The sequence below is a fragment of the Flintibacter faecis genome (assembly GCF_014287875.1).
Taxonomy (GTDB): domain Bacteria; phylum Bacillota; class Clostridia; order Oscillospirales; family Oscillospiraceae; genus Lawsonibacter; species Lawsonibacter faecis_A.
In genome coordinates this window covers 210,004-221,992 of sequence record NZ_JACOPN010000006.1, presented here as the reverse complement: position 1 = coordinate 221,992, position 11,989 = coordinate 210,004, and the positions used below count along the sequence as shown (strand labels likewise).

The 11,989-nt window shown below is 55.6% G+C and carries 15 protein-coding genes and 1 pseudogene; all 16 read left to right on the top strand.

What is annotated here, in order from left to right:
- The coding region (locus H8S55_RS10155) for an AAA family ATPase (RefSeq protein WP_186878857.1) at nucleotides 1-894 on the top strand (894 nt) is incomplete at its 5' end.
- Nucleotides 895-1,036: 142 nt separating this feature from the next.
- Nucleotides 1,037-1,195: a transposon-encoded TnpW family protein gene (locus H8S55_RS10150; RefSeq protein ID WP_006428300.1), complete on the top strand. Its 159-nt coding sequence runs from the start codon at nucleotides 1,037-1,039 to the stop codon at nucleotides 1,193-1,195.
- A 41-nt stretch (nucleotides 1,196-1,236) separates the two neighbouring features.
- Nucleotides 1,237-2,115 (top strand): annotated as a pseudogene (locus H8S55_RS10145) (VirD4-like conjugal transfer protein, CD1115 family); the annotation flags it as partial.
- A gap of 89 nt (nucleotides 2,116-2,204) precedes the next feature.
- Nucleotides 2,205-2,420: a Maff2 family mobile element protein gene (locus tag H8S55_RS10140; RefSeq protein ID WP_016306504.1), complete on the top strand. Its 216-nt coding sequence runs from the start codon at nucleotides 2,205-2,207 to the stop codon at nucleotides 2,418-2,420.
- A gap of 40 nt (nucleotides 2,421-2,460) precedes the next feature.
- A complete protein-coding gene (locus H8S55_RS10135; protein WP_005927637.1) occupies nucleotides 2,461-3,327 on the top strand; it encodes a VirB6/TrbL-like conjugal transfer protein, CD1112 family in 867 nt (288 codons plus the stop codon).
- 43 nt (nucleotides 3,328-3,370) lie between these two features.
- Entirely contained in the window at nucleotides 3,371-3,793 is a 423-nt protein-coding gene (locus H8S55_RS10130; RefSeq protein ID WP_117613993.1) for a SpoVG family protein, read from the top strand.
- A 42-nt stretch (nucleotides 3,794-3,835) separates the two neighbouring features.
- Entirely contained in the window at nucleotides 3,836-4,456 is a 621-nt protein-coding gene (locus H8S55_RS10125; protein ID WP_318272947.1) for a DUF7007 domain-containing protein, read from the top strand.
- 44 nt (nucleotides 4,457-4,500) lie between these two features.
- Nucleotides 4,501-4,887 carry a PrgI family protein gene (locus H8S55_RS10120; protein WP_003500106.1) on the top strand — a complete coding sequence of 129 codons (387 nt, stop codon included), beginning with the start codon at nucleotides 4,501-4,503 and terminating at the stop codon, nucleotides 4,885-4,887.
- Nucleotides 4,805-7,234, top strand: coding sequence for a VirB4-like conjugal transfer ATPase, CD1110 family (locus tag H8S55_RS10115; RefSeq protein WP_050574704.1), 2,430 nt, complete (start codon nucleotides 4,805-4,807; stop codon nucleotides 7,232-7,234). Before H8S55_RS10120 ends, H8S55_RS10115 begins: the two co-directional genes overlap by 83 nt.
- 279 nt (nucleotides 7,235-7,513) lie before the next feature.
- Nucleotides 7,514-9,181 carry a C40 family peptidase gene (locus tag H8S55_RS10110; protein ID WP_139939772.1) on the top strand — a complete coding sequence of 556 codons (1,668 nt, stop codon included), beginning with the start codon at nucleotides 7,514-7,516 and terminating at the stop codon, nucleotides 9,179-9,181.
- Between the two features lie 22 nt (nucleotides 9,182-9,203).
- Entirely contained in the window at nucleotides 9,204-9,470 is a 267-nt protein-coding gene (locus tag H8S55_RS10105) for a DUF4315 family protein (RefSeq protein ID WP_139939774.1), read from the top strand.
- Nucleotides 9,457-10,104, top strand: coding sequence for a DUF4366 domain-containing protein (locus H8S55_RS10100; RefSeq protein ID WP_032521002.1), 648 nt, complete (start codon nucleotides 9,457-9,459; stop codon nucleotides 10,102-10,104). Before H8S55_RS10105 ends, H8S55_RS10100 begins: the two co-directional genes overlap by 14 nt.
- 194 nt (nucleotides 10,105-10,298) lie before the next feature.
- On the top strand, nucleotides 10,299-10,700 hold the full coding sequence (locus tag H8S55_RS10095; protein WP_118128104.1) for a cysteine-rich VLP domain-containing protein: 402 nt from the start codon (nucleotides 10,299-10,301) through the stop codon (nucleotides 10,698-10,700).
- Between the two features lie 132 nt (nucleotides 10,701-10,832).
- Complete coding sequence (locus H8S55_RS10090; RefSeq protein WP_210410584.1) at nucleotides 10,833-11,423, top strand: defense against restriction DarA-related protein; 591 nt, start codon at nucleotides 10,833-10,835, stop codon at nucleotides 11,421-11,423.
- A gap of 12 nt (nucleotides 11,424-11,435) precedes the next feature.
- Nucleotides 11,436-11,618, top strand: coding sequence for a DUF4316 domain-containing protein (locus H8S55_RS10085; RefSeq protein ID WP_003500078.1), 183 nt, complete (start codon nucleotides 11,436-11,438; stop codon nucleotides 11,616-11,618).
- Entirely contained in the window at nucleotides 11,618-11,959 is a 342-nt protein-coding gene (locus tag H8S55_RS10080) for a plasmid mobilization protein (RefSeq protein ID WP_117836099.1), read from the top strand. The genes H8S55_RS10085 and H8S55_RS10080 overlap by 1 nt, the downstream gene beginning before the upstream one ends.
- Nucleotides 11,960-11,989: the final 30 nt, after the last annotated feature.

The window sequence follows — 11,989 nt, the reverse complement described above, 5'->3', positions numbered from 1 at the left end:
CCATTTGGAAAGCTGACAATTATCCAGGGCAATCCCGGCGAGGGCAAGACCTACTTTGCCATGCGCCTTGCGGCGGCTTGCACCAATCGAAAGCCTTTGCCCGGTATGGAGACACTTGAACCTTTCAATATCATCTATCAGACCGCCGAGGACGGTCTGGGTGATACCGTCAAGCCCCGACTGATAGAAGCAGACGCAGACCTTGAACGAGTGCTTGTCATTGACGATAGAGACACGCCGCTGACCCTTGCCGATGAACGCATAGCAAGGGCAATCCGGGAAAACAGCGCAAGGCTGGTTATCATTGACCCAGTACAGGCTTTTCTGGGTGCAGATGTGGACATGAACAGAGCAAACGAGGTGCGCCCGATATTTCGCAGTCTGGGAGACATTGCACAGGCTACCGGGTGCGCTATCGTGCTGATTGGACACCTTAATAAAGCCGCAGGAACGCAAAGCACCTACCGGGGATTGGGGTCTATCGACATTACGGCGGCAGTCCGCAGCCTGCTTTTTATCGGCAAGCTGAAGGACAGCCCCACAACGAGGGTGCTTATCCATGAGAAAAGCTCCCTTGCGCCGCCCGGACAGTCCCTTGCATTTTCTCTGGGAGACGAGAAAGGTTTTGAGTGGATAGGGGCTTATGACATTACCGCTGACGAGCTTCTTGCCGGGACAGACACCGCCAAGACCGAGAGCAAGACCGCACAGGCGCAAATGCTCATTCTGGAACTGCTTGCGGACGGAAAGCGTATGCCAAGCGCAGAGTTGGAAAAGGCAGTCAATGAGCGTGGGATTTCTTCACGCACCATGAGAACGGCAAAGAGCCGTATCGGGGACAGACTTGTGACCGAGAAAGACGGCACAGCATGGGTCTGCTATCTCCGAAACTGACAACAGGAACACGGCAAGCGTGGCAAAGAGGGCAAGGTTTTTATAGATACCTTAATGTTGCCGCCTTGCCTTGTTCCCTCATACTGACACCGCCCGATGATGAACAGTCACCGGGCATTTTTCATTTACAGGAGGATTTTGAATGAACAATACCGCAACTAACACCGCCACTTGCCCGACTGTCAGAAAGCAGATCGGCAAGACAACCTATATCGTCCGTGTCCATTTCAGCCAGACCGCAAAAGAGACGATGGAGGACAAAATCAAGCGTCTGCTCCGTGAGGAAGTCCGCAAAATGTGACTTCTTTGTGAATTTGATGAAAAAGTCCTTGACTTTTCGTCTCTGGCAAGACAGCCAAAAGCATCTTGATTTCCTGCGGTGCAAGACTGGCTCCCTTTGATATTCCCCAGCTTCGGGAGATCATGTCTTATGACGAGCTGGAGCTTGATAAGCTGGGGGACGAAAAATCGGCGCTGTTCTTCCTTATCAGCGACACGGACACCACCTACAACTTTTTGGTTGCCCTTGCTTTCTCGCAGATGTTCAACCTTCTGTGTGAACGTGCTGACAACACCTATGGCGGGCGTCTGCCCTACCATGTGCGGGTGCTGTGGGACGAGGCTGCCAACACCGGGCAGGTGCCGGGGCTGGAAAAAATTGTGGCCGTCATCCGCTCCCGGGAGATTAGCCTGACGCTCTTTTATCAGGCTATGAGCCAGTGCAAGGCATTGTACAAAGACCATTCCGAAACCATCATGGGCAACATGGACAGTATCGTATTCCTCGGAGGCCGGGAGGCTTCCACCCTAAAGGATATTTCGGAAAACTGGCTGGGCAAGGCCACCATCTCTATGCAGACCGAGGGCCGAAGCCGTGGACAGTCTGAAAGTTACAGCCAGAATATGCAGCGGCTTGGCCGGGAGCTGATGACCACCAGCGAGATCACCACCATGCCCGGGGATAAATGTATCTTGCAGCTTCGGGGGCTCCCGCCCTTCCTGTCCCCGAAGTATGACTTGAAAAAGCACCCGAATTACAAGTACACAGCCGAATTTGATAAAAAGAAAAACGCCTTCCGCTTGGAAAGCCTGTTCCGCCACCGGCCATTGAGACTAAAGCCGGAGGACGAATACACGGTGTACGAAGTGGATGGCTCCGACACAGACGAAGAAGCTGACCTATTGAACTTCGATGATCTGGACAGCGACGAGTTCGTGTAACTTCGGGCCATGATGACCCGAAGCGCCGCCGATGTGGGCGGCTTTTTTTGTACCCAAAACCATCAAACAAACAAAATGGAGGAACGTATATGGAATTTTTCAATCAGGCAATCGACATTCTCAAAATTCTGGTTATGGCTCTTGGTGCCGGTCTGGCGGTATGGGGCGTCATCAACCTTCTGGAAGGTTACGGGTCGGACAACCCTGCGGCAAAATCACAGGGCATTAAGCAGCTCATGGCTGGCGGCGGTGTCGTTCTGATCGGTCTTCAGCTTATCCCTCTGCTGTCCGGCCTGTTCAGCTAAGTGTCACCCGTTGTCCCTTTTCCAGAAAAGGAGCTGATGTATGGACTTTATCATCGACGCAATCGTTGAATGGCTGAAAGGTCTGCTCGTCGATGGTATCATGGGAAATCTGGATGGCCTTTTCGATAACGTCAATCAGAGCGTTGGCGAGATCGCCACACAGGTAGGCACGACCCCGGCGGACTGGAACGCCGGGGTCTTTTCCATGATACGACAGATCTCTGAAACTGCCATCCTGCCAATCGCCGGGGTCATCCTCACTTTTGTAATGACTTATGAGCTGATACAGATGCTCATAGAACGCAACAACCTCCATGAAGTTGACACATGGATGTTTTTTAAGTGGGTGTTCAAAACCTTTGTGGCTGTGATGATCCTGACGAACACCTTCAATATCGTGCTGGCGGTCTTTGATGTGAGCCAGCATGTGATACAGCAGTCAGCGGGCATTATCCAGAACGGGACAGAGATCACGCCGGATGTGCTGGACAGTTTGCGGACAGAGCTTGAGGCGATGGAGTTAGGTCCTCTGTTCGGACTCTGGCTACAATCCTTCCTGATCCAGCTTACCATGATTGCCTTAAACATCGTGATCTTCGTCATCGTATATGGCCGTATGATTGAAATTTATTTACTCACAAGTTTAGCGCCTATCCCGTTTGCCACAGTCCCCAACAGGGAAACCGGACACATGGGGCAGAACTATTTCCGCTCCCTCTTTGCAGTAGGCTTTCAAGGCCTATTGATTTTAGTCTGTGTCGCCATCTATGCGGTGCTGATCCAGAGTATCGCCACCGACGGCGACCCCATCGGGGCGATCTGGGGCTGTGTGGGATATACGGTGCTGCTGTGTTTTACCTTATTCAAAACAGGCAGTCTTGCAAAATCCATCTTCGGCTGCCATTAAGAGACTTCGGGCCATGCTGACCCGAAGCGGAAAGGAGAAATCCATGCAGGAAAAAACTGCGGGCGGAACACCAGCCGCCCCTATAAAGCTGGATGTAAGCGTGCGGGTCATCGAACCTGTGAAAAACCTCATGGGCTTTGCCAGCGTGAAATTCAATGACTGCTTTGTGGTGGAAAATCTGAAAATCGTACAGGGCAGCAAGGGGCTCTTTCTTGGGATGCCCAGCCAGCCAGACGGCAAAGGCGGCTACCGGGATATGGCCTACCCTGTCACAAAGGAGTTCCGGGAACAGCTCAACACCGCTGTTCTGCAAGCCTATGAGGCAAAGCTGGAACAGATGGCGGAGCGCGGCTCTGTGGGGCGTGCGTCCATCAGCGACCAGCTTAAAGCCGGAAAAGCGGCTGCCGAACAGGCAAAGGCAGAACGGCCTCCGAAGGAAAAGCCCAGCCGCAGCGCAGAGCGTTGACCTCGGGCCATGCTGGCCCGAAGCAGAAAGGAGGCGGAAACCATGCCACGCAAACGGACGGGCTATGACGCGGCCTGCTATTACGACGGAAAACTGCTGGGCCGCTGTACCAAAGCGGACAGCGATGCCTATACCCTGTTGATGAACGCCTGTGGTGGGGACGCCGCCCGGGTCCTGCGGGAATATGCCTATTTTTCCCCGGAACTTCGCGCCATATTGGAAAATGCGGCGCTCATGCAGGCAGACCGGAGCCGGACGGGCGGAATGTTCCATGCGCCGAAAAGCTCCCCGTGGGGCGAGGTGCAGAATTGTGAAACCCTCTGTCCGGGGGTGTTTTTGGTATCTACCGCCAGCCACGGCGGAACGATGGTGGCAAACGAGGTAGCCGCCGTTCTCTCCCCAGCGGCCAAAAAATGCGGCTTCAAGGACAAGGGCTATATTTGCTATGAGGAGGACGCACAGGAAAGCGTAGTGCTCCGGGAGCTGCTGGACAAAAAGCTGTGGAAAATCCCTGACCGCATTAAGGACAAAGGACAGTTTGAAGAAAAACTCAATCAGTCCATCCGGCAGTATCACCCCGAATACTGGCGGGCAAGGCAGAGCGGACGAGAGGCCGCCGAAGCTGCCCGCAGCACAGCCCCGGCCAAAGAGGCCGCAAGATAACCTCGGGCCATGCTGGCCCGAAGCAATAAAGGAGGTGTACCAAAATGGCCTATGTGCCAGTACCAAAAGACCTTTCCAAAATCAAGACAAAGCTGGCCTTCAACCTAACGAAGCGCCAGCTTGTTTGTTTTTCCAGCGCAGCGGCGGTGGGCCTCCCGGCTTACCTGTTTTCCCGTGGCAGTATCGGGAACAGTGCCGCCATGTTCCTGATGATCGGCCTCATGCTCCCGTTCTTCTTTCTGGCTATGTATGAACGAGACGGTCTGCCGCTGGAAAAAGTGCTGAAAAACATCATCCGCACCCGGTTCCTCTATCCCCGTGTGCGGCCTTACAAAACCGAAAACTTCTATGCGCTGCTTAGCGCCAGAAAGGAGGCGCAGCCGATTGCGAAACAGCAGAAGGGCCGGAAAGCCCGCAGGCAGAAAGCCTGAAAAGCAGGGCCTTACCGGCCTGTTCACGAAAGGAAAGAACATTCCCACCACCGCCCAGCAGACCCTCCCTTACCGGGAAATGTACCGGGACGGGGTGTGCCGGGTAGCGGACCGCTATTACACCAAAACCATTGAATACGAGGACATCAACTACCAGCTCGCACAGTCCGAAGATCAGGCAGCCATCTTTGACGGGTGGAGCGCCTGCCTCAACTACTTTGACAGCAGCCTTCCGTTCCAGCTTTCCTTCCTCAACCACCGGAGCCGCCCGGGCAGCCGGTACAGCGTGAACATCCCCATGCAGGACGATGATTACAACAGCGTCCGGTGTGAGTATGTGGAAATGCTGGAAAACCAGATCGCCAAAAGCAACAACGGCATTGTCCGCACAAAGCTCCTGACCTTCGGCGTGAACGTGGACGACCTTCCCACCGCCAGGGCAAGGCTGGAACGTGTAGAGGCGGACATTTGCGGGAACTTCAAAAAGCTGGGCGTCAAGTGCCGTTCCCTTTCGGGGCTGGAACGGCTGGAGCTTCTTCACGGGCAACTCCACCCCGGCAGCGGCTCCCCCTTCCGGTTTTCATGGGATATGATCCCCAAAACCGGGCTTTCCACCAAAGACTTTATCGCCCCGGACAGCTTCGATTTCCGTTTCAGCCGACTGTTCCGGGTGGGGACGACCTGGGGCGCTGCCTCTTACTTGCAGATTTTGGCCTCGGAGCTCTCGGACAAGCTGCTGGCGGAGCTTTTGGAAATGGATGCGGAAATGACCATTACCCTCCATATCCAGACCGTCGATCAGGCCGCCGCCGTAAAATCCATCAAGGCCAAAGTCTCCGACATTGACAAGATGAAAGTGGAGGAACAAAAAAAGGCAGCCCGGTCAGGGTACGACATGGACATACTCCCGCCTGACCTTGTAACGTACAGCAACGACGCAAAGACCCTCTTGGAAGATTTACAGAGCCGGAATGAAAGAATGTTCCTTCTGACCTTCCTTGTGGTAAACATGGCCCCGACCCGCCGGGAGCTGGACAACGACCTGTTCACGGTGTCCGGTATCGTCCAGAAATACAACTGCACCTTGAAGCGGCTGGACTTCCAGCAGGAGGACGGTTTTCTTTCCAGCCTTCCGCTGGGCCATAACGGCATTGAGATCAAGCGCGGCATGACCACCAGCTCCACGGCCATTTTCGTTCCCTTTATGACGCAGGAGCTCCGCATGGATGGCGAAGCCGTCTATTACGGGCTCAACGCCCTTTCCCATAACGTCATCATGGCAAACCGGAAAAAGCTCAAAAACCCCAACGGCCTGTTCCTCGGTGTGCCGGGCTCCGGTAAATCCTTCGCCGCAAAGCGGGAGCTTGTGAACGTGTTCCTTGCCACAAAAGACCGCATTATCGTGGTGGACCCGATGGGCGAATACTCGCCCCTTATCAGGCGGCTGGGCGGACAGGTCATCGAGATTGCACCGGACAGCCCCCACCACATCAATCCGATGGACATTGATTTGAGCTTTGACGAGGAAAACCCGATGGCACTGAAAGCCGACTTTATCCTGTCGCTGATGGAGCTGATCGTCGGCGGCAAGGACGGCTTGCAGCCGGTGGAGCGTACCGTCATTGACCGCTGTGTGCGCCAGATGTACCGGGAACACTTGCAGGACCCGGAAACAAGCAAAATGCCGACCCTCCAAACCCTGTATGACCTGCTCTGTTCCCAGCCGGAGGGCGAGGCGGTGCGGCTGGCGACGGCCCTTGAAATTTATGTGTCGGGCTCCCTTAACGTGTTCAACCATGAAACCAATGTGGACTTAAACCGCCGTCTGGTATGCCTTGACTTAAAAAAGCTGGGGGCCGGGCTTCGGACGATTGCCATGCTCATTATGCAGGACTTGGTAAACTCGCAGGTGTCCATGAATTTCCTCCGCGGTATCGCCACATGGTGTTACTTTGACGAATTTCATGTGCTGCTCCGTGACCGTCTGACGGCAAGCTATTGTGTGGCGATCTGGAAAATGCTGCGAAAAAAAGGGTGCGTTCCGAGTGCTTTAACGCAGAATGTAAAGGATTTTCTGGCAAGCCCGGAGATCGAGAACATCTTTGAAAACTCGGACTTCCTTGTGCTGCTCTCGCAGGCACAGGGGGACCGGCAGATTTTAGCCAAACAGCTTGGGATCAGCCCCCACCAGCTTTCCTATGTGACCCATACCAATTCCGGCGAAGGGCTGCTGTTCTTCGGGAATACCACCATCCCGTTTGTTGACCGCTTCCCGCAGAATACCGAGCTGTACGCCATTATGACCACCCGCCCGGAGGACAAAAAACAGGAAATGAACCGGGCGTAACACACTTCGGGCCATGATGGCCCGAGGTTTGGAAAGGAGGGATACATTATCGGAAAGAAACCGGACAAACGGAATTTTCAAAGGCCGGGGCCGACGGAGGATACCGGGGACAATCGCCCCGGACCGGCAGAACGGGAAGGACCTTCCCCCGCACCGTCCCGACGTCTGCGGTTTGAGGACGAGGATGCCGGGCAGGACAGTCCTTCGGGCCATGATGGCCCGAAGTCCAAAAGCGGCAAGTTTCAAGAGGACAGCCGCAAAAGCCGTCCCTCTGACCGCATGAGGCAGGAGGATGAAGCGAGCAGGCCGCAGGATACCGGCAGGGCACAGGAGCCGAAGGGCTCCGCCGAGAAGGCCGGGAGTAAAAAGGACAAGTACCAGAAGGCGCAGGCCAAAGCGGAGCGCGCCGGGGAAAAGCTGGGAAAGGCCCGGGAGAAGCTGGATAAGGTCGAGGCGAAACGGGCGGCGCAGAAGCCGCCGGGGCTTGCGAAGAAAGCTGTCCGGGGAGCCCGTACAGAAGCATGGTTCTATGTCCACAACAAGATCCACGAAGTTGAGCATGAAAATGTGGGTGTGGAAGGAGCCCATAAGTCGGAACTTGTGACCGAGGCCGGAGCCCGGAAACTGACCCGGTATGCCAAACGCCGCTGGCGGGAGCACCCGGCCCGGAAGGTGGCAAAATGGGAACGGAAGGACATAAAAGCCCGGGCCAATATGGATTTTCAGAAGATGGCCTCCGAGCACCCGGAGCTTGCCAGCAATCCGCTTTCCCGTGTGCAGCAGAAATGGAAACTGAAACGCCGGTATTCCAAAGAAGCAAAGGCGGCTGCAAAACAGGGCGCAAAGACCGCAAAGAAAACCGCTGCCGCTTCGGGAACTGCGACCCGTCGGGCGGCGCAGTTTGTGACCCGTCATCCCGTGGCGGTGCTGATCCTGCTCCTGCTGTTGCTGCTCTGTTTTCTTGTGTCGGCGGTAAGTTCCATTTTCCCCACGCTTGGCAGCGGCCTTGCCAATGCGTTATCCGGCACCTCCTACGCCTCGGAGGATACGGACCTGCTGGGGGCGGACGAGGACTACACAGCGCTGGAAAACGAGCTGGCGCAGACGGTAACGAACATCGAAAGCACCCATCCCGGCTATGACGAGTACCGCTATTCCGTGGACGAGATCGGCCATAACCCCTATGAGCTGGCGTCCTATCTCTCTGCAAAGTACCATGTGTATTTCCGGGAACAGGTGCAGGACGAACTGCGGGAGATCTTCAAGGCACAGTATGAGCTGACCTTGACGGAGGAAGTCGAGATACGCTACCGCACCGAAACCAGCACCGACCCGGAGACCGGGGAAACCACCACCGAGGAAGTCCCCTATGAGTATTACATCTTAAATGTGACCCTCACAAACAAGACGCTGCCCGCCGTGATCCTGCCGAGGCTTGACGAACAGCAGAGGCAGATATACACCGTTATGCAGCAGCTCAAAGGCAACAAGCCCTATCTGTGGGAGGGGATTTACAACGGCGGCGAAGATACCGGCCCCAGCTATGAGATACCCGGCGAGGCACTGGATGACCCGGCTTTTGCGGCGCTCATGGAAGAAGCCGCAAAGTACATCGGCTGGCCCTATGTGTGGGGCGGCTCCAGCCCGTCCACCTCCTTTGACTGTTCGGGCTTTGTCTGCTGGGTGTACACGGCCAGCGGCGTCCACAACCTGCCCCGTACCACGGCGCAGGGCATTTACAACCAGTGTGCTATCATTTCCCCCTCCGAGGCAAAGCCCGGCGATATTATCTTTTTCACGGGAACCTATGACAGCCCCGGCCCTGTGTCCCATGTGGGGATTTATGTGGGCGACGGGATGATGCTTCATTGTGGTTCGCCCATCCAATACGCAAACATCAATTCAAGCTACTGGCAGACACATTTCTATGCCTTCGGGCGTTTGTGAGCCAGAGGAAAGGAGTCCTTGCATGAACAAGATCGACAAGCTCGATAAGGAACTGGAAAAAGCCCGGGAGAAGGCTGCCGAGTGGCAGGCCAAAATCCGGGAGCTGGAAAAGCAGAAACAGGAGGAAGAAAACAGCCAGATCGTGCAGGCGGTGCGCTCCCTCAAATTGACGCCCGCCCAGCTTATGGCTTTTCTGAATGACCCCAAAAACAGCCTTACCGCTTCGGGCCATACTGCCCCGAAGCCGGAGGCACCCGAAAAGGAGGACACAGCCCATGAAGAAAATTAAATACCGCAGGCTGGCGGCGATGGCTGCCAGCCTTTTGTGTTGCCTGATCTTTACAGTCCCGGCTTATGCACAGAGCAGCGAGCCGCAGCCGGAGACAGCTCCCTCCCCGGCAGAAACCGAAGCAGAGCCGGAAACCCAGAACCCCTTTACCCCGGACGGGACGGGAACCGTGGTGGACAACGCCACCGACGAGGATGGAAAGGAGTTCTACACCATCACCACCGCAGACGAGAGCGTGTTTTATCTGGTGATCGACAAACAGAAAACCAGCGAGAACGTCTATTTCCTCAATACCGTTACCACAGACGACCTTCTGCCTCTTGCCGAACAGGGTAAGGAACCGCCCAAAGAAGTGACCCCGGAGCCAGAGCCAAAGCCCACTGAACCGGTGGAGGAAGTACCGGAACCCGAGCCGGAGAAAAAGGACAGCCCCCTTCTCTCTCTGCTCCTGATTGGTGCGGTGGTGCTGGCCGGCGGTGGAATTGGTTACTATTTCAAGATTTACAAGCCGAAGCATGAGGCCCCGGATTTGGAAGATGATTACTGCGAATATGAGGACGGGGAGCTGGAGGAGATCGCAGAGGAACCCGAGGACGAAGATACCCCGCCGTGGGAGGAAGATACGGAGGAATGAGAATGAATTTTACAAGCAGCCCTTTTGAACGAATGATGAAGGAAGTACCGCACCCCGGCTGGGACAATGACAACCCTTGTAAGGGATGCCGTTACTACAAGGAGTGCAAAGGAAAGAAAAAACAGTGCCGGAAGAAGTTTCGGGCGCTGATCGTGGAGCCCCGCCCTTCGGGCCATCGTGGCCCGAAGTCTTAAATGGACGCCCGGGAGCTGACCCGTGACGAGAAGAAGAAAATCCGCACTCTGGTCACGGGGATGTGTGCCAACTATGACAGGGAAAGCGGCCTGTGCCTTCCTCTGGACTGTGCCTGTTATATGCTGCACAAGTGCTGGACAGGGGCGTACTGCCGTTACTTCCGTGAGGCTGTCCTGCCCCTTGACCCGGAGCTTCAAGCGGCGCTGACAACGGAAGGAATCTCCCCGGAACTGCGGGCCTGTGCGGTCTGCGGAAAGGCATTTTGGCCCGAGGGGCGTCAAGCCTACTGCTCCGACGTCTGCAAGGCCGAAGGAAACCGTCGGAAAAGCCGGGAACGCATGAGGAAAATGCGGGAGAAAAGGCCGGGCGGCTGTTACGATTTGCCGCCTCCAAAGGCTTGACATTCCGGGCTTTTTTGAGGGTGTTTCTGGGGTGGGAATATCTTATTACATTCCTCCCCGGTCTGCCCTCTTATTTCGTAACATCCAGCACTTCGGGTCATGTTGACCCGAGGCATAGAAAGGAGGGATCTCTTGGAGACAGTACAAGGATATGTGATTTTGAAAGCTGCCACCTTTGAAACCGGACACGGCTTTGCGCTGGGGCATAATCCGGGAGCGCCGAGCCCCTTTGTGACCTGGCAGTTTACCGAGGGGGAAAACGGCCATCGGGATTACTACTGGGGCCGCTATGGAACCAGTCAGGCGTGGGCGCAGCGGGACTTTGATCGCCGGGTGGACGACTATCAGCAGTTTTACCATGCGGCGGTCAAGCATACCGAGCTGGGACCGGAGGGCGTTTACCGCTATTATTCCACCCAGCGGCCCGTGGACATAGGAACTTACCCGAAGCCGCCGGATAACCAGCCTCTTTCCATCGTCAACTACGATGACGACAGGCGGCGTCCTGTGGCAGACGGCAGGCTGATGGCATGGGGCGAACTGACCTACGCAAAGCCGCTGACCGAAAAGCAGATAGAGGATTATGAACTGAAACCAGCACCGGGCAATCCTGACCGGGTGCGCCCATCCATTACCGCCCGGCTCAAAGAAGGAACCAGAGGGCAGGAACCCCCGAAGGAGCCCGGCCAGAAGCGGAGCCATAAAAACCATGAGGAACGATAAAGGAGGATCGCCATGCACGAAAAAGACAACTATCTGAAAACCGCCGAGCTCTCCACGGAGCAGAACTGCAACATGATCGACGGCGTACCCAACAACACGCCTATCCCACCCACGCCCCCGGAGTTGGACGCAAAACCGCTTGATAAGGTAAAGGAGCCCAAAGAGCGCCGGAAAGGCCGGGAGTTGGAACGCTGATGGAGAACCGCAAGCGGAATGTCCATCTGCACGTTATGGTAACGCCGGACGAGCTGGCAGCCATCCATGAACGGATGGCTGAGGCGGGCATTTCCAACGCCGGGGCTTATGTGCGGAAAATGGCTCTGAATGGATATATCCTGCACATCGACCTTGCACCTGTAAAAGAGTTGATCTCTCTGCAACGGCGCTGTTCTAACAATCTCAATCAGGTTGCCATACACGCACATACCTATGGCGTGTACCCGGAGGAAATCGACGGATTGAAGCGGGACTATGAAAAACTGTGGGGCGAGGTGTCAAAGGTGCTGCGGGAGCTCTCTGAGCTGATAAGAAAATAGTATTTAGGGGGGCCTTTGCATGGCCCCCCC

What these genes read in the sequence shown, in the direction of transcription:
- H8S55_RS10150 (WP_006428300.1), top strand. Translation starts at nt 1,037, where the DNA reads ATGAACAATACCGCAACTAACACCGCCACTTGCCCGACTGTCAGAAAG.
- H8S55_RS10140 (WP_016306504.1), top strand. Translation starts at nt 2,205, where the DNA reads ATGGAATTTTTCAATCAGGCAATCGACATTCTCAAAATTCTGGTTATG.
- H8S55_RS10135 (WP_005927637.1), top strand. Translation starts at nt 2,461, where the DNA reads ATGGACTTTATCATCGACGCAATCGTTGAATGGCTGAAAGGTCTGCTC.
- H8S55_RS10130 (WP_117613993.1), top strand. Translation starts at nt 3,371, where the DNA reads ATGCAGGAAAAAACTGCGGGCGGAACACCAGCCGCCCCTATAAAGCTG.
- H8S55_RS10125 (WP_318272947.1), top strand. Translation starts at nt 3,836, where the DNA reads ATGCCACGCAAACGGACGGGCTATGACGCGGCCTGCTATTACGACGGA.
- H8S55_RS10120 (WP_003500106.1), top strand. Translation starts at nt 4,501, where the DNA reads ATGGCCTATGTGCCAGTACCAAAAGACCTTTCCAAAATCAAGACAAAG.
- H8S55_RS10115 (WP_050574704.1), top strand. Translation starts at nt 4,805, where the DNA reads ATGCGCTGCTTAGCGCCAGAAAGGAGGCGCAGCCGATTGCGAAACAGC.
- H8S55_RS10110 (WP_139939772.1), top strand. Translation starts at nt 7,514, where the DNA reads ATGAGGCAGGAGGATGAAGCGAGCAGGCCGCAGGATACCGGCAGGGCA.
- H8S55_RS10105 (WP_139939774.1), top strand. Translation starts at nt 9,204, where the DNA reads ATGAACAAGATCGACAAGCTCGATAAGGAACTGGAAAAAGCCCGGGAG.
- H8S55_RS10100 (WP_032521002.1), top strand. Translation starts at nt 9,457, where the DNA reads ATGAAGAAAATTAAATACCGCAGGCTGGCGGCGATGGCTGCCAGCCTT.
- H8S55_RS10095 (WP_118128104.1), top strand. Translation starts at nt 10,299, where the DNA reads ATGGACGCCCGGGAGCTGACCCGTGACGAGAAGAAGAAAATCCGCACT.
- H8S55_RS10085 (WP_003500078.1), top strand. Translation starts at nt 11,436, where the DNA reads ATGCACGAAAAAGACAACTATCTGAAAACCGCCGAGCTCTCCACGGAG.
- H8S55_RS10080 (WP_117836099.1), top strand. Translation starts at nt 11,618, where the DNA reads ATGGAGAACCGCAAGCGGAATGTCCATCTGCACGTTATGGTAACGCCG.